Source organism: Bacillus luti, assembly GCF_009739945.1.
Taxonomy (GTDB): Bacteria; Bacillota; Bacilli; order Bacillales; family Bacillaceae_G; genus Bacillus_A; species Bacillus_A luti.
Map to the genome: position 1 here is coordinate 696,455 of NZ_CP040336.1, position 18,561 is coordinate 715,015.

The 18,561-nt window shown below is 36.3% G+C and carries 24 protein-coding genes, 1 pseudogene and 1 other annotated feature; of the genes and pseudogenes, 11 read left to right on the forward strand and 14 right to left on the reverse strand.

Annotated elements, in window-relative coordinates; genetic code table 11:
- Positions 1-335 precede the first annotated feature (335 nt).
- Positions 336-1,334: a catabolite control protein A gene (ccpA, locus tag EUC40_RS03610; RefSeq protein WP_001103288.1), complete on the forward strand. Its 999-nt coding sequence runs from the start codon at positions 336-338 to the stop codon at positions 1,332-1,334.
- A 33-nt stretch (positions 1,335-1,367) separates the two neighbouring features.
- On the opposite strand, the gene EUC40_RS03615 is transcribed toward ccpA, so the two are convergent.
- The 3 genes from EUC40_RS03615 to dhp61 all read right to left on the reverse strand — a co-directional run bounded on the left by EUC40_RS03615 (position 1,368) and on the right by dhp61 (position 2,347).
- Positions 1,368-1,730: a DUF4288 domain-containing protein gene (locus EUC40_RS03615; protein WP_156576909.1), complete on the reverse strand. Its 363-nt coding sequence runs from the start codon at positions 1,728-1,730 to the stop codon at positions 1,368-1,370.
- A gap of 1 nt (position 1,731) precedes the next feature.
- Entirely contained in the window at positions 1,732-1,968 is a 237-nt protein-coding gene (locus tag EUC40_RS03620; RefSeq protein ID WP_156573716.1) for a DUF3949 domain-containing protein, read from the reverse strand.
- Positions 1,969-2,050: 82 nt separating this feature from the next.
- Positions 2,051-2,347 (reverse strand): protein Dhp61, encoded by a 297-nt coding sequence (dhp61, locus tag EUC40_RS03625; RefSeq protein ID WP_156573718.1) that lies wholly within the window; start codon positions 2,345-2,347, stop codon positions 2,051-2,053.
- A 152-nt stretch (positions 2,348-2,499) separates the two neighbouring features.
- Between dhp61 and EUC40_RS03630 the strand changes: the two genes are divergently transcribed.
- Positions 2,500-2,772 (forward strand): DUF3917 domain-containing protein, encoded by a 273-nt coding sequence (locus tag EUC40_RS03630; protein WP_000636584.1) that lies wholly within the window; start codon positions 2,500-2,502, stop codon positions 2,770-2,772.
- 47 nt (positions 2,773-2,819) lie between these two features.
- On the opposite strand, the gene mscL is transcribed toward EUC40_RS03630, so the two are convergent.
- The 3 genes from mscL to EUC40_RS03645 all read right to left on the reverse strand — a co-directional run bounded on the left by mscL (position 2,820) and on the right by EUC40_RS03645 (position 5,031).
- Positions 2,820-3,218 (reverse strand): large-conductance mechanosensitive channel protein MscL, encoded by a 399-nt coding sequence (gene mscL / locus EUC40_RS03635; RefSeq protein WP_016135469.1) that lies wholly within the window; start codon positions 3,216-3,218, stop codon positions 2,820-2,822.
- 128 nt (positions 3,219-3,346) lie between these two features.
- Positions 3,347-4,273: a Gfo/Idh/MocA family protein gene (locus tag EUC40_RS03640; RefSeq protein ID WP_156573720.1), complete on the reverse strand. Its 927-nt coding sequence runs from the start codon at positions 4,271-4,273 to the stop codon at positions 3,347-3,349.
- Between the two features lie 77 nt (positions 4,274-4,350).
- Positions 4,351-5,031, reverse strand: coding sequence for an ankyrin repeat domain-containing protein (locus EUC40_RS03645; RefSeq protein ID WP_071710325.1), 681 nt, complete (start codon positions 5,029-5,031; stop codon positions 4,351-4,353).
- Between the two features lie 149 nt (positions 5,032-5,180).
- On the opposite strand from EUC40_RS03645, the gene EUC40_RS03650 reads away from it, so the two are divergent.
- Both EUC40_RS03650 and EUC40_RS03655 read left to right on the forward strand, forming a co-directional pair.
- Complete coding sequence (locus tag EUC40_RS03650; protein ID WP_156573722.1) at positions 5,181-6,635, forward strand: sensor histidine kinase; 1,455 nt, start codon at positions 5,181-5,183, stop codon at positions 6,633-6,635.
- A 1-nt stretch (position 6,636) separates the two neighbouring features.
- A complete protein-coding gene (locus EUC40_RS03655; RefSeq protein ID WP_071710327.1) occupies positions 6,637-7,326 on the forward strand; it encodes a response regulator transcription factor in 690 nt (229 codons plus the stop codon).
- 243 nt (positions 7,327-7,569) lie between these two features.
- Here the strand turns inward: EUC40_RS03655 and EUC40_RS03660 are convergent, their stop codons facing one another.
- From EUC40_RS03660 to acuA, 4 genes are all read right to left on the reverse strand, one after another.
- Positions 7,570-8,445, reverse strand: a complete 876-nt coding sequence (locus EUC40_RS03660) for an alpha/beta fold hydrolase (RefSeq protein ID WP_156573724.1) — start codon at positions 8,443-8,445, stop codon at positions 7,570-7,572.
- A 122-nt stretch (positions 8,446-8,567) separates the two neighbouring features.
- A complete protein-coding gene (gene acuC, locus EUC40_RS03665) occupies positions 8,568-9,734 on the reverse strand; it encodes an acetoin utilization protein AcuC (RefSeq protein WP_071710329.1) in 1,167 nt (388 codons plus the stop codon).
- Positions 9,731-10,375: an acetoin utilization AcuB family protein gene (locus EUC40_RS03670; protein WP_000634583.1), complete on the reverse strand. Its 645-nt coding sequence runs from the start codon at positions 10,373-10,375 to the stop codon at positions 9,731-9,733. The genes acuC and EUC40_RS03670 overlap by 4 nt, the downstream gene beginning before the upstream one ends.
- 18 nt (positions 10,376-10,393) lie before the next feature.
- Entirely contained in the window at positions 10,394-11,026 is a 633-nt protein-coding gene (gene acuA / locus EUC40_RS03675) for an acetoin utilization protein acetyltransferase AcuA (RefSeq protein WP_000581400.1), read from the reverse strand.
- 176 nt (positions 11,027-11,202) lie between these two features.
- Here acuA and acsA point away from each other — a divergent pair, with 176 nt between their 5' ends.
- From acsA to tyrS, 6 genes are all read left to right on the forward strand, one after another.
- Positions 11,203-12,921, forward strand: coding sequence for an acetate--CoA ligase (gene acsA / locus EUC40_RS03680; protein ID WP_156573726.1), 1,719 nt, complete (start codon positions 11,203-11,205; stop codon positions 12,919-12,921).
- 90 nt (positions 12,922-13,011) lie between these two features.
- Positions 13,012-13,569: a maltose acetyltransferase domain-containing protein gene (locus EUC40_RS03685; RefSeq protein WP_156573728.1), complete on the forward strand. Its 558-nt coding sequence runs from the start codon at positions 13,012-13,014 to the stop codon at positions 13,567-13,569.
- 66 nt (positions 13,570-13,635) lie between these two features.
- Positions 13,636-14,091: a hypothetical protein gene (locus EUC40_RS03690; RefSeq protein ID WP_156573730.1), complete on the forward strand. Its 456-nt coding sequence runs from the start codon at positions 13,636-13,638 to the stop codon at positions 14,089-14,091.
- Entirely contained in the window at positions 14,072-14,617 is a 546-nt protein-coding gene (locus EUC40_RS03695; protein ID WP_156573733.1) for an RNA polymerase sigma factor, read from the forward strand. The genes EUC40_RS03690 and EUC40_RS03695 overlap by 20 nt, the downstream gene beginning before the upstream one ends.
- The gene (locus EUC40_RS03700; protein WP_156573735.1) at positions 14,598-14,843 is read left to right on the forward strand and encodes a hypothetical protein; all 246 of its coding nucleotides are present in this window, start codon (positions 14,598-14,600) and stop codon (positions 14,841-14,843) included. The genes EUC40_RS03695 and EUC40_RS03700 overlap by 20 nt, the downstream gene beginning before the upstream one ends.
- A gap of 77 nt (positions 14,844-14,920) precedes the next feature.
- Positions 14,921-15,149 (forward strand) — a binding site (T-box leader).
- A gap of 70 nt (positions 15,150-15,219) precedes the next feature.
- On the forward strand, positions 15,220-16,476 hold the full coding sequence (gene tyrS, locus EUC40_RS03705) for a tyrosine--tRNA ligase (protein WP_000512081.1): 1,257 nt from the start codon (positions 15,220-15,222) through the stop codon (positions 16,474-16,476).
- A gap of 79 nt (positions 16,477-16,555) precedes the next feature.
- On the opposite strand, the gene EUC40_RS03710 is transcribed toward tyrS, so the two are convergent.
- On the reverse strand, positions 16,556-16,903 hold the full coding sequence (locus EUC40_RS03710; RefSeq protein ID WP_156576910.1) for a YjdJ family protein: 348 nt from the start codon (positions 16,901-16,903) through the stop codon (positions 16,556-16,558).
- 105 nt (positions 16,904-17,008) lie between these two features.
- Here EUC40_RS03710 and EUC40_RS03715 point away from each other — a divergent pair, with 105 nt between their 5' ends.
- Complete coding sequence (locus EUC40_RS03715; protein ID WP_000050940.1) at positions 17,009-17,137, forward strand: hypothetical protein; 129 nt, start codon at positions 17,009-17,011, stop codon at positions 17,135-17,137.
- A 122-nt stretch (positions 17,138-17,259) separates the two neighbouring features.
- Here EUC40_RS03715 and EUC40_RS27570 read toward each other — a convergent pair.
- The 3 genes and pseudogenes from EUC40_RS27570 to EUC40_RS03725 form a co-directional block, all read right to left on the reverse strand.
- Positions 17,260-17,400: pseudogene (locus EUC40_RS27570) on the reverse strand (imm11 family protein); the annotation flags it as partial.
- A gap of 244 nt (positions 17,401-17,644) precedes the next feature.
- On the reverse strand, positions 17,645-18,127 hold the full coding sequence (locus tag EUC40_RS03720; protein ID WP_151626218.1) for a hypothetical protein: 483 nt from the start codon (positions 18,125-18,127) through the stop codon (positions 17,645-17,647).
- 24 nt (positions 18,128-18,151) lie between these two features.
- The gene (locus EUC40_RS03725) at positions 18,152-18,505 is read right to left on the reverse strand and encodes a hypothetical protein (protein ID WP_156573737.1); all 354 of its coding nucleotides are present in this window, start codon (positions 18,503-18,505) and stop codon (positions 18,152-18,154) included.
- Between the last annotated feature and the right edge of the window lie 56 nt (positions 18,506-18,561).

Here is an 18,561-nt window from a genome sequence, read left to right on the forward strand (position 1 = left end):
TTTTTGTTGGTAAGTCGATATATTTAAAAAATCGCTCATATAAATTTCATTTACTATCGTACTGCTTAAAATAAGGTTTTTATTATGAAACATCTATATTTTTACAAAAAATGCCCTTTTTTTCATGAAAAATACGAAAATACGAGAAAAGAAGCGAATTTTTTCGAAACTTTTGCGGGAAAATATTGTATGAGCCTGCGTTTTTATCGTATCATTAGTAAAAGGAAGAACTCGGGACGATTGGTGGCATCTGCAAATAGAGTTGATGTCTTTTTTTCATTCAAGTAACCGATACATAAAAATAGATAACAAAAATAGAAGGAGTGTGCGATGAGATGAACGTAACAATCTATGATGTAGCGCGCGAAGCGAACGTTTCAATGGCTACCGTATCACGCGTTGTGAACGGTAACCCAAATGTAAAGCCTACAACAAGAAAGAAAGTATTAGAAGCAATTGATCGTTTAGGGTACCGCCCAAATGCGGTAGCACGTGGACTAGCAAGTAAGAAGACAACTACAGTGGGTGTTATTATTCCTGATATCTCAAATACATTTTATGCGGAACTTGCGCGTGGAATTGAAGATATCGCAACAATGTACAAATATAACATCATTTTAAGTAACTCTGACCAAAACAAAGAGAAAGAATTCCATTTATTAAATACGATGCTTGGAAAACAAGTGGACGGAATTGTTTTCATGGGTGAAGATATTACAGACATTCATATTGAAGAATTTAAAAAGTCTCCAGTACCGATTGTATTAGCAGCGTCATTCGATGAGAAAAATGAAACGCCATCAGTAAATATTGATTATACACAAGCAGCATACGATGCAATGAAGCACTTCATTGAGCAAGGCCATACGCGTATCGGTTTCGTCTCTGGTCCGTTCATTGATAAAGCGGGAAGCGCAAAGAAATTACAAGGTTATAAAAAAGCTTTAGAAGAAGCAGGTATTTCATATGATGAAAATCTTATAATTGATGGAGATTACACATATGATTCAGGCATCGAAGCATTCGAAAAGCTTTGGAGCATTGATGAAAAGCCGACAGCAATCTTCGTATCTTCTGATGAAATGGCACTAGGTGTAATCCACGCAGCACAAGACGCTGGATTAAACGTACCAACTGATGTAGAAGTACTTGGTTTCGATAATACACGCCTAGCATTAATGGTACGCCCGCAGCTTTCGACAGTTGTACAACCAATGTATGATATCGGTGCAGTAGCAATGCGTCTATTAACGAAGTATATGAACAAAGAAAAAGTGGAAGATCACACTGTTATCTTACCTCACCGTATCCAATTTAGAGATTCAACGAAGTAAGTATAAAAAGCTCACAGCGATTGCTGTGAGCTTTTATTCGTATTCAGGATAGTATTTTTTAACTACTGTATCGACAGTTTCATTTTTCTTAACGTGTAAAAATCTTGCGTACAATTCTGTCCCTGTTTCAAATGACGTATCATTTAATTCAAACACATGTAACACTTTTCGAAACTTCCATGTGACTTTCTCCTCGTACACATTTTCATACGTTAATTCAGATTGTATAGCGAGCTTTTCACCTAGCACATGTGCTTCCTCTAAACTATTCGCTTTAACAAGAATGATGCTTTCTTCAAAAAGTGTATCGTGATCTCCTTCATAATGCTCATCAATTTTCGTAGGATCAGGCTCACCAGAATGAACAGATTCAAATAATAATTTTACAGCGTACATATTATATTGCATGTTTGACCTTATAAATAATACTTGCGACAAGTGAAGCTGGTATTGTAAATACGTTACTTTGGTAATGGTAATGTATTTGAGATTCTTCATAAGACATGTTGTCATATAATTCGTTTTGTGACACATTCATTTTCTTCTGTTTTTCTTTGAGTATTTTAATGTAGTTATACTGTATTGGGACGAGAATGATGAAATAGGCTAATACGATTAGTGAAATCCAAATCATTATGAACACTCCCTTATAAAGAATATTTATATATGGTAATCATATCAATTAATACAAAGTATATCCATTTTTTTTGTTAAGGCTAATTTTCTTCTAAAAATGCGAAGAGTTCTTCTTCGCTCCTTAAATGGCGATCGATACATGTTTGTGCAACGCCTTTTAATCCTTGTAATAATGCATCTATGTGCAACGTATCATACTGAGTTATATTTCCCTCTACCATCGTTTCGTCTTTTTCTAAGTTAATTGATATTTTTAGTACAGTTATATTACTTTGCAAATTTACAACTTCGATGTAAAAAAACTGTTTGTCTAAGTCAATCGTAACATAATCGAATCGTTCGGTTAGCTCTAATTTAAATGTGGTAGTATATTCCAAGTGGAAGCCTCCTTATTGTATAAGTGTATGTTATAAAGCCTTCGCTACAGATGAGGGTATTCCTTGTTATATGTCACATAAGTGCAAATTTACCTATTATAGGGCAATGTCATGTATAATAGAAAGAAAAGGCTTGTGAGGGGGGAGAAAAGATGATCGTTCTTTGGATAATTACGCTTTGTATGACTGCTATTTTTGCATATATGACGTTAAAACAAAATGGCTTCAAGCGATTTGTTCCAGGAAGTATTCTTGCAGGAATTGCCCTTATCACGTATGTAATTTCTATTTTTATTGAAAATGTATCGGTGGATATGAGCACAAGCTTAATGTTTATCGGTATCACACTATTTGCAGGTAGTATTATGGTGCTTATGGTTGCTGGTATTATTTTATTTATTCATATGAATTCGGAAACGTTATAACATATAGAAAAGGCATGCCCCGAGGGGCATGCCTTTTGTCCGTTCAATTATGCTCTATCTTTAGAAGAGTTTTGTTGTTTTAATAAGTCGCGAATTTCGCCAAGAAGTTCTTCTTCTTTTGTTGGTTCTGGAAGTTTCTCTTCTTTTTCTTCTTCTCTTTTAGATGTTAGTTTGTTGAATACTTTAACGAACATAAAGATAGCAGCTGCAATAATTAAGAAATCAAAAATAGTTTGGATGAAGTTACCATACATAATAGATGATTTACCGAATGTAATTTTTAAATCTGTAAAGTCAACGCCACCTAATACCATACCAAGTAATGGTGTAATAATGTCTTTTACTAATGAACTAACGATTTTACCGAATGCAGCACCGATTACAACCCCGACAGCTAAATCGATTACGTTCCCTTTGAACGCGAATTTTTTAAACTCGTTCCACATGTGTTAATCCCACCCTTTCCACGATTCAATATGAAATTTATAATTCCTATCAACATATTCTATAGAAATTTACGAGAGAAATAAAGGGGAAATGGGAATGAAAGTAAATTCTGAAAAATGTATCCGTTTTAATTTTTGTTTACATTATCCAGTAGAGATTGCAACATTTGCTGCGTTTTTAATCCTTCTAATCCATCTACAACAGGTTTTGTATCTCCGTGTACACATTCAATAAAATGATGAACAGCATCTTCAAAACCGCGCTGCTTTAATGTCGTTTCCCATGACGGAGAACCGCTTTGTGAAACAGAGTTTTCTGCCTCAATTTCAAATGTATTCATATTTTTTACACGAATGATTTTTCCTGTTGTTACAAGTTCAATTTGTTCTAAGTTTGTACCTGCATGACGATGCATGGCTGTAGAGAGTAAGAGCCCGTTTGCGGTTGTGTATGTATGATGTCCATAAAGGAGTTCATTTTTTTCGTTTATTTGCATCATATTATGAACGACGTTAAGGTTATCATTAGCTAACCAGCGGGCAGTATCTACAATATGTAAGTAATCATCTAGCATAGTAAAATCGTACGTATTTGGCCCTACTTTATTTGTGCGGTGCTTTTCAATTCGAATCCATGAAATATCATTAGCTTGTTCTTTGGCAGTGACGTACATAGGAACGAAACGGCGATTAAATCCAACCATTAACTTTCGATTATACTTTTCACTCATTTCGACTAGTTTTTCAGATTGTTCCACAGTAGCAGCTAACGGTTTATCTACGTAAACATCGATTCCTTTTTCAAGAAGTGTAGAAACGATTTCATAATGCGTAGCAGTTGAACTATGAACGAAGATTGCATCACATTCTGAAGCTAACGTTTCCATAGAATGAAAATCTTGAATACGATATTGCTGGCAAATTTGTTTTCTTTTCTCTGCATTAGGTGTAAATGCCCCTACAAAATTCCAAGTTGTTTCATTTGTAAGTGTTGGGAGGTAAGCTTTTTGTGCAATACTTCCAAGACCAATCATCCCGATTTTAGGTTTGTTCATGTTTAATCCCACCCTATCAATATTGATGTAACGGCTTAAATGTAGCATAGGGCGGGGGAGGAAGGCAAAAAGTAGGATTACTTCTGTCCTTCTATTAAAATCTTCTCTATCTCTTCAAAATTATGAGCCCGAGCGTGCTCTAGCGGGGTAACACCATCGTTGTCTGGAATATTTACGTCAGCACCATGTTTAATTAGAAGGCGAATGACTTGTTGTTGTGTTTCATCTCCGTCACTTAGTACGATAGCTTCCATTAAGGCGGTCCACCCGAGATTATTTACATGGTTTACATCAATATTTGTTCGCGTGAGGAGTTCTTTTATAACATCAATATAGCCATGTTCCGAGGCTGGGATAAGAGCTGTTCCGCCATACCGATTCGTAAGGGATGGATCGGCGCCAGCGTCAATCGTTAGTTTTAAAATATCCAAATAACCTTCTGCACCGGCGTATAGAAATGGGTTATTTTTCATATCATCTTGAACATTTACGTCAGCCCCAGCGTTGATAAGAGCTTTGGCGGTTTTTACATCATTTTTGTATGTGGCAATCATAAGAGGGGTACGTCCTTTATTGTCCGTTATATTTATGTCGGCCCCTTTTTTGAGCAATGATATAACAGTATTCGTTTCCTGTTTTTCAGTAGCTGTTAGTAGTGCTGTCTCCATGTTTGTCATCTCCTTTTTAACTTCTTGTTCTTGCGAGCAACCTTGTAAAAAAATTACGCAACATATCATGCTTAATGTTTTTTTGAACATGGAATTTCAACCTCCTAATTTCAACTCTAAAATAAGAACATTAAATTTTTATAAACTGACACTAAAATTACTATAAAATCGCTTGAGTATTTGAACATATATTTTTATGCTTATGAGTAATAAGGTTTAATAAAGTGAGGATTTAACATATGTCTATTAAAACAAGGTTTTTATTTTCTTATATTGCCGTTATTCTCGTTTCTATTACGCTTATATTAGTCGCGGGGTTTTTAATTGTTTTTTCAATAACAGGGGACTTGGAGTCAGTGAAAAATTTTTATAAAAGTTCCTATATTCAAAAGCCGCTTACGCAAGAAGAAGAGAATGCGTATCTTGAATTGAAATTAGCGGCAAAGCAACATCAATCACAACTATTAGATGAATCGTTCGTTTCATCAATTGAAAAAGAAGGTGTGAAAATAGCTGTAAGAAAGGGAGATTCCATTTCATATGCTTCGAAAGAATTTGAAAGGTCAACCTTAACAGAAGCCCTTCCGAAATTTGAATCAGCAAATATTAATAGTCGTGGTACAACGGAACTAGGCGATACATTTTATCGATATGTAAAATTTGATTTTTATTTTCCGCAGAAAGAAGAAGGTAGTATATTTGTATTAAAAAAGCAAAGTTCATTTGTAGACCTTACACAGAAATTATTTCCGATTTTGTTCATATCGCTCTTACTTTTAGCCATTTTGCTTATTGGATTATTAAGTTACCTCGTCTCCAGAAGTGTGATAAAACCAATCTTTGTATTGAAAGATGCGACTGAGAAAATTAAAGAAGGAAATTTGGATTTTCAAATACCAGTTACATCACACGATGAAATAGGACAATTAAATCAAGGGTTTGAGGAAATGAGGAAGAAATTAAAAGAGTCGATAGAGATGCAAACACAGTATGAAGAAAATCGAAAAGAGCTCATTTCAAACATCTCTCATGATTTAAAAACACCGATTACATCTATTATCGGATATGTAGAAGGAATAAAAGACGGGGTAGCAAACACACCAGAAAAAATGGATAAGTACTTAACGACTATCCATACGAAAGCAAGGCATATGGATACACTCATTGACGAACTATTTTTATTTTCGAAGCTCGATTTAAATCGAGTTCCATTTCAGTTTGAAACGGTTGAATTAAATATGTTTATGCAAGAATTAATAGAAGAGATGCAGATGGATTTAAGTAAAGAAGGTATAGAAATTAACTTACAATTACATGCATCACCACTATATGTAACGGCTGATTGCGAAAAGATAAATAGAGTGATATCAAATTTAATTCATAATAGTGTGAAATACATGGATAAAGAAGAAAAGAAAATTACTGTAACGGTATCAAGTGATAACAATAAAGTTATTGTGAAAGTAATGGACAATGGATCAGGTATAGAATCTGATACACTTCCTTATATTTTTGAACGTTTTTATCGTGCAGAGCAATCACGAAACTCTAGTACAGGTGGAAGTGGACTTGGCTTAGCGATAGCAAAACAAATTGTTGAAGAACATGGCGGGGAGATTTGGGCAGAAAGCGAGCTTGGGAAAGGCACAAGTATTTTCTTCTCGTTGGAAAAAGTAGAGAAATGTGGTGAGTAATTTGAAAAGAATTTTACTAATAGAAGACGAAATCAGCATTGCAGAATTACAGCGAGATTATTTAGAAATTAGTGATTTTCAAGTTGATGTAGAGCATTCTGGAGAAACAGGTTTACAAAGGGCTTTGCAAGAAGACTACGATTTAATTATTTTAGACATTATGCTTCCGAAGATGAACGGATTCGAAATTTGTAAGCAAATTCGAGCTATAAAAGACATTCCGATTTTACTTGTTTCAGCAAAGAAGGAAGATATAGATAAAATTCGTGGTCTCGGATTAGGTGCGGATGATTATATAACGAAACCGTTTAGCCCAAGTGAATTAGTTGCAAGGGTAAAGGCGCATATCTCTCGTTATGAACGATTATCAGGAAATGTAAGTAAGCAACGCGATACGTTATATATTCACGGAATCTCTATCGATCAACGGGCGAGAAAAGTTTTTATAAACAATGAAGAAATCGCATTTACAACGAAGGAATTTGATTTATTAACATTCTTTGTAACACATCCAAACCAAGTATTAAATAAAGAACAGTTATTTGAACGCATCTGGGGATTAGATTCCGCGGGTGATTTAGCCACTGTCGTTGTTCACATTAGAAAGCTACGTGAAAAAATTGAAAGAGATCCTGCTCACCCGCAATATATTGAAACAGTATGGGGAGCTGGTTATCGTTTTAATGTGTAATGTACCTGCCGAGTAATTGGCAGGTTTTTTATGTGTTATTTGAACGAAAGGGAAAAATAGGTAATTTATGTTGGGATATAAAGAGATAAAACATAGGAGAGCATGAAAGGGCGTGCTACATTTTGAGTAATTAAAAGTATTTCTAGCTCTAAGGTAAGTTTAAAAGATAGAGATAAAAAGTCAGTACTACTTGATGTAGGTTTATTGGCTATTTCTTGTGTTCTTTTATTTGTTTATATTTCCTTAATAATAACGGTACTGGTGTAACGATTTATAAAATGTTTGAGTAGTAGAAGTAAAATGAGTGGTTTCTTCTAAAAAAGGATAATGATTACTCTCCTCAAATATCACAAAGATAGAATTACGTATGCTATCATGCATCTCGATAGAATATTGAATCGGGCACTGTACATCGTGTCGTCCGCACATAATAAGTGTCTTTGTTTGAATGGAAGGTAAATACTCTCTTAAATCAAATGACGGATATTCATTGGCGAAAGCGTTCATCCGGCTAGCTGACATTGTTTTTATGATTGGTTTACAAAAATAAGAGTTATAGTTTTCTGGTTTATACAATGATAATTTTGTTCTCTTAGTAGATAGTTCTTTCCGTTCTTCACTTGTAAGATGAGGGCTTTTTAAGTTTTCGATGAGCAGTTGCATATAATGAAACTGTGGATGTTCCGGATGATAAATACAAAATGGTGTTTCCGTATAGTTACTTGCTGCAGCTCCGGTCACGACTAATGATTGTAAGGAAGTTGGATATGTAATCGCGTATAAAAGTCCAAGCATACCACCTGTTGAATGACCAGCGAAATGCCATGTGGAAAATTGTAAAGCTTCTTTAATTGCTTCTAAGTCGTGAATCGTTTCAATCATACTTAATTCGTTTTCTACTTTGGCTTTTACAGAATTACCAGCGTCTCGTAAATTAATGAGGAATACACGATGCGTAGAAGTGAAAACATCCGCAAAGTAATCCCCAGTTTCATTGAATTGTGAATAGTGATGTGTAATGCAAAGCGGTTCGCCATTTCCTTTTGTGAAGAGTTCGAATGCGCCGCGTTTCGTGTTAATTATTTGTTGTGTCCACATAATTTTACGACCTTTCCACATAAAAATTGGGCCAGACTGTTACTAAATAAAAATATATCAGCGATTATTAAAATATACCGATTCATCGACAGAAGCCGACAACAAATAAAAGGAGGCTATTCAAAAACGAGCCTCCTTTTCGTTTAGTACAAAGATTTTGTCATATTATTCCGAATAATTTCGAGGGATTTCGCTACAGTTAATGCATTCTTTTCTTCAATTTCCGGTTTGCGGGGGATAGGTTTATACATGTTGTCTGGATCTTCCCATGTTAGGGGAAGTTCTGTTTCTGCTTGTCCTTTCCAAGCGTCAATCCATTCTGGAGGAAGATAACCTGAGATGTTTTGGATGTTGTTCATTTCGAGCCAAATGAGTGCCCAAGCCCTTGGGACGACGCGCCAGTGGTCATAACCACCACCGCCGACAGCAATCCAGCGACCGTCGCAATATTCATTAGCGATTTCGCGAGCGAGCTTCGGTATTTCACGGTAAATATTCATTGTTGAACAAAGGTGTGTAAGTGGATCGTAATAATGTGCGTCAGCGCCGTTTTGCGTTAAAATAATATCGGGTTTAAAGTATGCGGCAACTTCTTTTACAACAGTTCGATAGGAATCTAAAAACGATTCGTCTTCTGTAAAAGCATCGAGTGGAACGTTGAAAGAATAACTATAGCCATTACCTTGTCCGCGTTCATTTACAGCGCCAGTTCCAGGGAATAAATAACGCCCAGTTTCATGTAATGAAATAGTGCATACGTTAGGATCGTCGTAAAAAGACCACTGTACACCATCACCGTGATGAGCGTCTGTATCAATATATAAAACACGTAAACCGTATTTTTTCTGTATATATTTCATTGCGATGGAACTGTCATTATAAATGCAAAATCCAGATGCTTTGCCGCGAAAACCGTGATGTAAGCCACCCCCTAAATTAAGCGCGTGCTTTACTTTCCCGGAAAGAACAGCATCGACAGCTGTTAATGTACCGCCAACGAGTAATGCACTTGCTTCGTGCATATTTGGAAACATCGGTGTATCTTCTGTTCCGAGTCCATACGTCATCGCAATTGATTTTTCTAACTTACCTTCTCCAGCACGTTTTACCGCATTTATGTATTCCTCTGTATGAACGTAGGCGATCTCTTCATCTGTAGCCATCCGTGGTGAGATGATTTGGGAAGGAGAGATGAAACCACCCTTTTGTAATAAATCATACGTAAGTGTGACGCGCAGTTGGTTAAAAGGATGATCAGGGCTAAAGGAATAGCCCCGAAAGTCATCCGAATAAATAAACGCGCTACTCATGCTTGCATCCCCATAATGTTCGGCCATAATACGCGGTAGCCTTCTGCTTCAAGTGCATCAATTACTTTTAGAGGATTCATCGTTTGAATGCGGAAAACGAGTACTTTATCATTCTCATCTTTTGCTGGGTAGACGAGAACGCTCACGATATTTATTTGTAAATCACTAAAAATAGCAACGACTTTTCCAAGGATACCAGGTTCGTTTTTTACTTGAATTTCAATTTGTGAACTCGGTTGATGTGCGCCTGTTAATTTCACTAACGTATGCAGTACAGTAGATTCGGAAATAATTCCAACTAACTTTCCAGCCTTTGTAACAGGAAGACAGCCGATTTTGTTTTCAAAAAATAAAGTAGCAATTTCCTCAACGAAATCGAGAGGATGGCAAGTCATAACAGGGTGCTTCATAATAAGTTCGAGCGGTTGCTGCAGCATATCGAGTGAAACTTGTTCATCTAGAATTGATGGACTTGCATCTCTTACATCCCGGTCAGAAATAATGCCTACGACATGATTATTTTGATCGACAATTGGAATGTGCCGAATGCCTTTCGTGCGTATCGTTCGGATTGCTGTTTCGATTGTATCGTTTGGATGTAGTGTCACTACATTTTGATTCATAATTTCTTCTACAATCATTCCAGTTGCCCCCCTTTATTAATACATAAAGCGATTGTGAAAACGTAGACGATCAAAAGCTTGAATAGAATCCGTATCAACACGTTTTCCGATGCGGACCATTAAACAGTTGGCAGGGTGGGAACAAATTTCAGGATCATCTGTAGCCATCCATTGTAAACCACCAGCATTCATCATCTTCTCCATTACTTTTCGGTATTCCCAAACATTTAAGCCTGTTTGCTTTAAATCCCAGTGCCAATAATATTCAGTCGTCAATATAATGTAATCTTCCATATAATCGTCCATCATAGAAACTTCTAATAAGTTCTTTCCGACAGAGCTCCCGCGGAAGGCTGGGACGACTTCAATTGCCCCGAGCTCAATTAAGTTCTCCATTTTTCCTTCTGACCATCGTTCGAGCGGATCAGGATACAAGTATGTAACATATCCAACGATCGTTTGGTCATGTCTAGCAATAATGAGACGAGCTTCTGGTAATTTAGAAATTTCGACAATTGCTTTATATTGTTGCTCGGCAGGACGAAACGCAACTAAATCTGGATGAAATTCATACATTTCTAAGTTATGTGTAGAGACAGGACCTTCAATAATTAAAGTGCCTTTCGCTGTTTTTAAGTTTCTAGCATTATATATTTTCTTATGGATCAATGTATTGCTCACCACCTTGAGGTTTTGAGAATCTATTAATATCGTACTTTATAATATATGCGATGTGAATCGAATTTTGTCATTAAAAATTTGTCTAAAAATCAACAAATATACTGAAAATTTTAAATAATGTCATTATAATAGATAATAGAATACATAGGAGGGGGATGTAAAGTATGAAAGTAGAAACGCTTCCAGTCATTAAAGGAAAAAATAATTTGCCGAATTATGAAGAGGCATACGCGAATTTTAACTGGGAAGAGGTTAATAAAAATTTTACTTGGAATGAGACAGGCCGAGTAAATATGGCGTATGAAGCAATTGATAAGCATGCGAAATCCGATCGTAAAAATAAAGTAGCCCTTTATTATCAAGATGGATCGCGAAAAGAGAAATATACATTTAAGGAAATGAAGGATTTTTCTAATAAAGCAGGAAACGTCCTGAAAAATTATGGCGATGTTGAAAAGGGCGATCGCGTTTTTATTTTTATGCCGCGTTCTCCAGAATTATATTTTGCACTTTTAGGTGCGGTGAAATTAGGGGCAATTGTTGGGCCGCTATTTGAAGCATTTATGGAAGGTGCAGTTCGTGATCGCTTAGAAGATAGTGAAGCGAAGGTGTTAATTACAACGCCTGAATTGTTAGAGCGTGTACCATTAAATGATTTACCTGCTTTAAAAACAGTCTTCCTTGTTGGAGATAATGTAGAAGAAGGCGGTAAAACGGTAGCGTTCAATCCTTTATTTGAACAAGCTTCAAAAGAATTACATATCGAATGGTTAGACCGTGAAGACGGTTTAATTCTTCACTATACGTCTGGTTCTACTGGTAAGCCAAAAGGTGTTCTACATGCGCAAAACGCAATGGTACAGCATTACCAAACGGCGAAGTGGGTATTAGATTTAAAAGAAGACGATGTATATTGGTGCACAGCTGATCCAGGCTGGGTAACTGGAACGGCTTACGGTATTTTCGCACCGTGGTTAGTTGGAGCATCAAATGTTGTTTTAGGTGGCCGCTTTAGCCCAGAAGCTTGGTATGAAGCACTGCAAGATTACGGTGTAACAGTTTGGTATAGTGCACCAACAGCGTTCCGTATGTTAATGGGTGCTGGACAAGATGCAATTAAAAAATATGATTTATCACAAGTGCGCCACGTATTAAGCGTTGGTGAGCCGTTAAATCCAGAAGTAATTCGCTGGGGTATGAATGCATTTGGACTTCGTATTCATGATACGTGGTGGATGACAGAAACAGGTGGACAAGTTATTTGTAACTACCCTTGTATGGAAATCCGCCCAGGGTCAATGGGTAAACCAATTCCAGGTGTGAAAGCAGCGATTGTTGATAATGAAGGAAATGAAGTACCACCATACACAATGGGGAACTTAGCAATTGCGAAAGGTTGGCCATCTATGATGCGTGCGGTTTGGAATAATCCGCAAAAGTACGAGTCTTACTTCATGCCGGGAGATTGGTACGTATCAGGTGATTCAGCTTATATGGATGAAGACGGATACTTCTGGTTCCAAGGACGTATTGACGATGTAATTATGACGTCAGGTGAGCGCGTTGGACCGTTTGAAGTAGAAAGTAAATTAATCGAGCACGCTGCTGTTGCAGAAGCTGGTGTAATCGGTATTCCTGATCCGGTTCGCGGCGAAATCATTAAAGCATTTATCGCACTTCGAGCAGGATACGAGCCATCAGAAGAATTAAAAGAAGAAATTCGTCAATTTGTAAAGAAAGGCCTAGCAGCTCATGCAGCGCCAAGGCAAATTGAATTTAAAGATAAATTACCGAAAACGAGAAGTGGTAAAATTATGCGCCGCGTATTAAAAGCGTGGGAGTTAAATTTACCAACAGGTGACTTATCGACGATGGAAGATTAAGAGAGAAAGGTCTGAACAAGTAATATGTTCAGGCCTTTCTTTTTTTATGGTATCATGAACTTATATATATAAGTTAAAGGGGAGAAGGAAATGAAAACAGAAAAAGAAAAGATGATACAAGGGGAAATGTACATACCGGCTGATCCAGTTTTAGTACGAGAGAGAGAGCAAGCACGTATATTAACGAGAAAATTCAATGATATGCCAGAAGTGCAATTAAAAGAGCGTAGCGAAATCATAAAAGAATTATTCGGAACGACAGGAGACAATATTCACCTTGAATCTTCTTTTAGATGCGATTACGGTTACAACATTCATGTTGGCGAAAATTTTTATGCGAACTTTGATTGTACGATTTTAGACGTATGTCCAGTAATAATCGGTGTGAATTGTATGTTAGCTCCAGGCGTTCACATTTATACAGCGACACACCCGCTTGATCCAGTAGAGCGCATAAGCGGAGTAGAATACGGAAAGCCAGTTACAATTGGCGATAACGTATGGATTGGCGGAAGAGCGATTATTAATCCAGGTGTAACAATTGGAGACAATGCTGTTATCGCATCTGGCGCCGTTGTAACAAAAGATGTACCGGATAATGTAGTCGTTGGCGGGAATCCTGCAAAAATTATAAAAAAAATAAAATAATATTTGAACGAAGCGCCTTCCTCGTCTGTATACATTTATGAAAGAATAGATGAGGGAGGCTTTTTTATGTCTAATAAATTACTTCTTACTTTTGCTTTAATTGGAATTATAGTCGTATTTTCTTGTGGTTTGTTATTACCGATGCCAATCGGATTTAAAGTTTCAATGATTACAGCTGGCGTTATGATGATTGTTATGTTTTCCATCATCATTCCATTTGATAGAAAATATATAGTACGGAAAAAAGGATATAAAATTGATTTTACAAAAACAAAAGTGTACTTTCGCTGGAATGTATTTGATACGATTTCAGCTTGTCTTGCAGTGTATGCATGCATATGTGTGCAAGCATTAAATATTTTAGTTTCAACCGGACAGACAATTCAAAACCCGTATGTTCAATTTTTTACGAATCAATCGCAAGTATGGATCATTGTCGCTAGTTGCTATTTAATTTCCCGCATTTCATTAACGTTAAAAGGAATAAAGGAGATCAAAAATCATGGCGCAGATTGGGATTGAGGAGGAACTCATGCTTGCGTATCAAAATGGAGATAAGCAGGCAGGAGAAAAACTATATGTTTTAATCAAACCAGCGCTATACACATTTTTGTATCGATTTAACCGAGATGAACAATTGAGTATCGACCTCGTGCAAGATACGTTTTTGACGCTAGAGCGTAAGAAACATATGTATGAACCTGAAAAGGGTAAAATAAAAACGTATTTATTTCAAATTGGTTATCGTCTTATGATTAATAAATTAAATAGAAGAAAAAAGTGGCGTACGCTTTTGCCATTTTTAGTACCGATTCAGGAAAAAGAATTTTCTCACGAAGATCGGCTCACAGTAAGAGAAGCAATTTTGAAAGTTCCAGAAGAGCAAAGGGCGGTCCTAATCCTTTCTTATTATCATGACATGCAGCAAAAAGAAATTGCAGAGGTATTAGAGATTCCAGTCGGAACGGTGAAGTCGAGACTTCATAACGGAATAAAGAAATTGAAACAATTGCTGGAGGTGGATGAAATTGAGAGAAAATCCCTTTAAGAATGAATATAAATTACAGCAACATTTAGATAGTGACCATATAGAAATACCAGATTTTCCAAAAGCGGTAAGTCGCTTCGATCGATTAATCGGATTTATGGGTTCTCCGGCGAAAGATCCTGTGGAGGCGACGATTGGGAATGATTTATCCATTGTTTTTCATATCTCACTATTAGTCGGTGCTCCAATTCTTTCTCTTATTACGGTATTCTGTGCGACGTTATAAAGAATTGGCAAGGGGAGAAATCCGGCCCTTATTTGACACGCCTATATAAATGATGGTATAAAGAAAAGTATATGAATAATTGAGCGTGGAAAGGGAGAAGTAGTGATCATTTCCCTGTTTTAGAGAGCTGATGGTCGGTGGAAATCAGCACATAGATGATCGCGAATTACGCCCCTAGAGCATCTTTTTTCGATTGAATTGTATTCAAAAGGGAAAAGACGGTGCTAAGCCGTTATGTAAATAAGGTGGTAGGCTTTTTTTGCCTGCAACTAGGGTGGTAACGCGATAATCAAAATCGTCCCTTATTTGAAGGGGCGATTTTTTTATGTTTTCAACCTTCACGCCAGTAATGAACTTAAAGGAGAGTATGTAGGATATGGGTATTTTACAAGATCTTGAATTTCGCGGTCTAATTAATCAGCAAACAGACGCTGAGGGCCTAGAGCAATTATTAGAAAAAGAAAGCGTTAAATTATACTGTGGTTTCGACCCGACAGCGGATAGCTTACACATCGGTCATATGTTACCAGTATTAATGTTACGTCGTTTCCAATTAGCTGGTCACCAACCAATCGCACTTGTTGGCGGTGGTACTGGTATGATCGGTGACCCAAGTGGTAAAAAAGCAGAGCGTACATTAAATACGAAAGATACAGTTGCTTACTACACAGAAAGCATTAAAAACCAACTTTCAAACTTCTTAGAGTTTGAAAACGTGGACAACCCAGCAACAATGGCTAACAACTATGATTGGCTTGGTAACTTAGATGTAATTTCATTCTTACGCGATATCGGTAAAAACTTCGGTTTAAACTATATGTTAGCAAAAGATACAGTAGCATCTCGTTTAGAGACTGGTATTTCATTTACTGAGTTTAGTTACATGATTTTACAATCATACGACTTCTTAAACTTATACCAACACCATAATTGCCGCCTACAAATCGGTGGTAGTGATCAATGGGGTAACATTACAGCTGGTCTTGAATTAATCCGTAAATCAGAAGAAGATGCGAAAGCGTTCGGTTTAACAATTCCACTTGTTACAAAATCTGATGGTACGAAGTTTGGTAAAACAGAAGGCGGCGCAATTTGGTTAGATCCAGAGAAAACAACTCCTTACGAGTTCTACCAATTCTGGATTAACACAGATGACCGCGACGTTGTTAAATACTTAAAATACTTCACATTCTTATCTCATGAAGAAATTCTTGAGCTTGAGAAGCAAGTAGCTGAAGCACCAGAAAAACGTGCAGCACAAAAAGCATTAGGTTCTGAAATGACAAAACTTGTTCACGGCGAAGAAGCGTTAGAGCAAGCAATTAAAATTTCAGCTGCACTATTCAGCGGTTCTGTAGCAGAACTGACTGCAAGCGAAATCGAACAAGGATTCAAAGACGTACCATCTGTAGAACGTACTGCAGAAGATACAGTATTAATCGACTTACTTGTAGAAAGCAAAATCTCTCCATCAAAACGTCAAGCACGTGAAGATGTAACGAACGGTGCAATCTACGTAAACGGTGAGCGTACACAAGCATTAGACTACGTTGTAACAGAAAACGACCGCATCGAAGGTAAATTCACAATCATTCGCCGCGGTAAGAAGAAATATTTCTTAATTCGTTACTAATCAGAAACGAATATATAACAAATAGTACCCCGAATTGTAGGCTGAAAAGTTTATGATTCGGGGTTTTTTATGTATGGATTTAAATCGCCGGATCGTTTCTTTTAAATAGAATATAAAGAATTAATATGAGCATATAAAGTAAGCTAATTAGCATAACGATAAATGCCGCCGGATAGAATTTTGCTGCATATATAAAGAAATCGATTTGATAAATATCTTGGTAATTTGAAACAGTGCCTTTAAAGTAATTCGTAAACTTAGCGCTATATTTCCATTCATCAGGATAATCTATTAAATTACTTCCCTGATACCAACTTATAAGTGCTGAAGCGATAAACAGCATACATGCACTGCCCAATTGAACCATTTGGTTTATTGTCAAAAAGAATCCACCTCCTATTTTATGGTTATTATAGCGTGCATTCATATGCCTGTAACTATTTTGTTGTAATCTCCATTTCGAGTTCATACGGAAATCACATGTAAGCGGTATGATAAATGTATAACAAATAGAAAGGAGTGGTAAAACGAAATGTCACTAGAAGCGCTCATTATCTTTTCTTTGCTAAATGCGGGGCAGCTTGCAGAGAATTCGAAGGTTGATATACATAAAGAGCAGAAAGATGCTTATGTATATGTTCAGAAAGAGGAAAATAAATAACTTTAATATATAAATAAAAGCTACTCGAAGTAACTGTTTAGTTGTCTTCGGTAGCTTTTTCATTTGTATAGCTTTATTTGTGCGAGAGTTAGCTCTTCATTATTCCAATTTAGGAGTTTATTTTACAAGGCTGCTTCTGAATCCCATACTTCTACAAATTCAAAACCTTTTAAATCACTTTCTAAAATTGCATTTCTCAGTTCATCTGATACGAAAACAGAAGGGATATGTAATGTTTCATTTAAGTAAACTTTAAATATTGTTTACTTCTTAACCATTTAATATTAAGTCCCCCCTGTCAAAAAATAAAATTTGTCCTCTGGGGAGGATAGGTAGCGTAGGGGCACATCAATAGTTGCACTATTTTTTTAAAAATGAAGGGGGGTGAAATGTCTACGAAACTCTGACTGTGTAAGTCCATATGTCTATGTTGTACAACCTGCTAACAACATAACAGGAATAGCTAAAGCTAATAGTTTACGTTTCATTGACATATATCCCTTTGTGTTATTTCTTTTTACTTAGTTCTTTTGTTGCTTTGTCTACTATTTCAGAAGCATCGTCTAAATTCTTTTTAGCGAATTCAATTGAATCTTCATCATTCTCTTCTAAACCTGTTTGCATATTCTCTACCCCTGATTTCGAGAATATCATTGCTTTAGTTACTTTTATTGGTGTTTTATTGTCTTCGGCTAATGGATAATCTAATTTATCAATCTTATCAATTAACTCGAAATAAGGTTTTGATAACTCTTTTAACTTTTCAGCTTTCTTCTTATTAGACTTTCTGCTATCTATAAGGTCTTGTATTTCTTCCGTTTGTTCCGTGTAATCTTTAAGTAAGTATGTTGCATTCTTACCATAGTCTTCTTTCTTGTTTTCTTTAACAGAAGCTTCCATTACTTCGTCTTTCTTTTTATCGTTTGACTCACAACCTACCCCAGTTATTAACAACATCGGAATCGCTAAAGTTAATAGTTTACGTTTCATTTGCTCATACCCCTTTAGTATTTATTATTCTACTTCACTTACACTTTGTTCGTCTAATGCTCGAATATTGTCTAATGCTTTACCAGACATTTCTAAGGCTTCATCCATACTCTCAGAACCAATATCTACCTTACTCTCATTGATTTTGTCTACCCCTTCTAACATCTTATCTATCGACTTTTCATAGAGAATAAGAGATTTTTTTAGTTCCAGTTGTAAGTTTTCATATTGTTTAGGTGGTTTAATGTCTTGTAATTTCTTAGCTTTCGCATAAACCTTTTCAAGTTGCGCTTTTACCTCTTCTTGGTTTGTTAGTAGAGTTCTGGCCTTTTCAATATATGGATACTCCTTTTTAAAAGTGTTGTAAGTAATTAACATATGAAACCATAACATAAATTATGTAAATAAGATATGTAAATATTTCATCCTTAAGA

What these genes read in the sequence shown, in the direction of transcription:
- ccpA (WP_001103288.1), top strand. Translation starts at nt 336, where the DNA reads ATGAACGTAACAATCTATGATGTAGCGCGCGAAGCGAACGTTTCAATG.
- EUC40_RS03615 (WP_156576909.1), bottom strand. Translation starts at nt 1,730, where the DNA reads ATGTACGCTGTAAAATTATTATTTGAATCTGTTCATTCTGGTGAGCCT.
- EUC40_RS03620 (WP_156573716.1), bottom strand. Translation starts at nt 1,968, where the DNA reads ATGATTTGGATTTCACTAATCGTATTAGCCTATTTCATCATTCTCGTC.
- EUC40_RS03630 (WP_000636584.1), top strand. Translation starts at nt 2,500, where the DNA reads ATGATCGTTCTTTGGATAATTACGCTTTGTATGACTGCTATTTTTGCA.
- mscL (WP_016135469.1), bottom strand. Translation starts at nt 3,218, where the DNA reads ATGTGGAACGAGTTTAAAAAATTCGCGTTCAAAGGGAACGTAATCGAT.
- EUC40_RS03640 (WP_156573720.1), bottom strand. Translation starts at nt 4,273, where the DNA reads ATGAACAAACCTAAAATCGGGATGATTGGTCTTGGAAGTATTGCACAA.
- EUC40_RS03645 (WP_071710325.1), bottom strand. Translation starts at nt 5,031, where the DNA reads ATGTTCAAAAAAACATTAAGCATGATATGTTGCGTAATTTTTTTACAA.
- EUC40_RS03650 (WP_156573722.1), top strand. Translation starts at nt 5,181, where the DNA reads ATGTCTATTAAAACAAGGTTTTTATTTTCTTATATTGCCGTTATTCTC.
- EUC40_RS03660 (WP_156573724.1), bottom strand. Translation starts at nt 8,445, where the DNA reads ATGTGGAAAGGTCGTAAAATTATGTGGACACAACAAATAATTAACACG.
- acuC (WP_071710329.1), bottom strand. Translation starts at nt 9,734, where the DNA reads ATGAGTAGCGCGTTTATTTATTCGGATGACTTTCGGGGCTATTCCTTT.
- EUC40_RS03670 (WP_000634583.1), bottom strand. Translation starts at nt 10,375, where the DNA reads ATGATTGTAGAAGAAATTATGAATCAAAATGTAGTGACACTACATCCA.
- acsA (WP_156573726.1), top strand. Translation starts at nt 11,203, where the DNA reads ATGAAAGTAGAAACGCTTCCAGTCATTAAAGGAAAAAATAATTTGCCG.
- EUC40_RS03685 (WP_156573728.1), top strand. Translation starts at nt 13,012, where the DNA reads ATGAAAACAGAAAAAGAAAAGATGATACAAGGGGAAATGTACATACCG.
- EUC40_RS03690 (WP_156573730.1), top strand. Translation starts at nt 13,636, where the DNA reads ATGTCTAATAAATTACTTCTTACTTTTGCTTTAATTGGAATTATAGTC.
- EUC40_RS03695 (WP_156573733.1), top strand. Translation starts at nt 14,072, where the DNA reads ATGGCGCAGATTGGGATTGAGGAGGAACTCATGCTTGCGTATCAAAAT.
- tyrS (WP_000512081.1), top strand. Translation starts at nt 15,220, where the DNA reads ATGGGTATTTTACAAGATCTTGAATTTCGCGGTCTAATTAATCAGCAA.
- EUC40_RS03710 (WP_156576910.1), bottom strand. Translation starts at nt 16,903, where the DNA reads ATGAATGCACGCTATAATAACCATAAAATAGGAGGTGGATTCTTTTTG.
- EUC40_RS03715 (WP_000050940.1), top strand. Translation starts at nt 17,009, where the DNA reads ATGTCACTAGAAGCGCTCATTATCTTTTCTTTGCTAAATGCGGGGCAG.
- EUC40_RS03720 (WP_151626218.1), bottom strand. Translation starts at nt 18,127, where the DNA reads ATGAAACGTAAACTATTAACTTTAGCGATTCCGATGTTGTTAATAACT.
- EUC40_RS03725 (WP_156573737.1), bottom strand. Translation starts at nt 18,505, where the DNA reads ATGTTAATTACTTACAACACTTTTAAAAAGGAGTATCCATATATTGAA.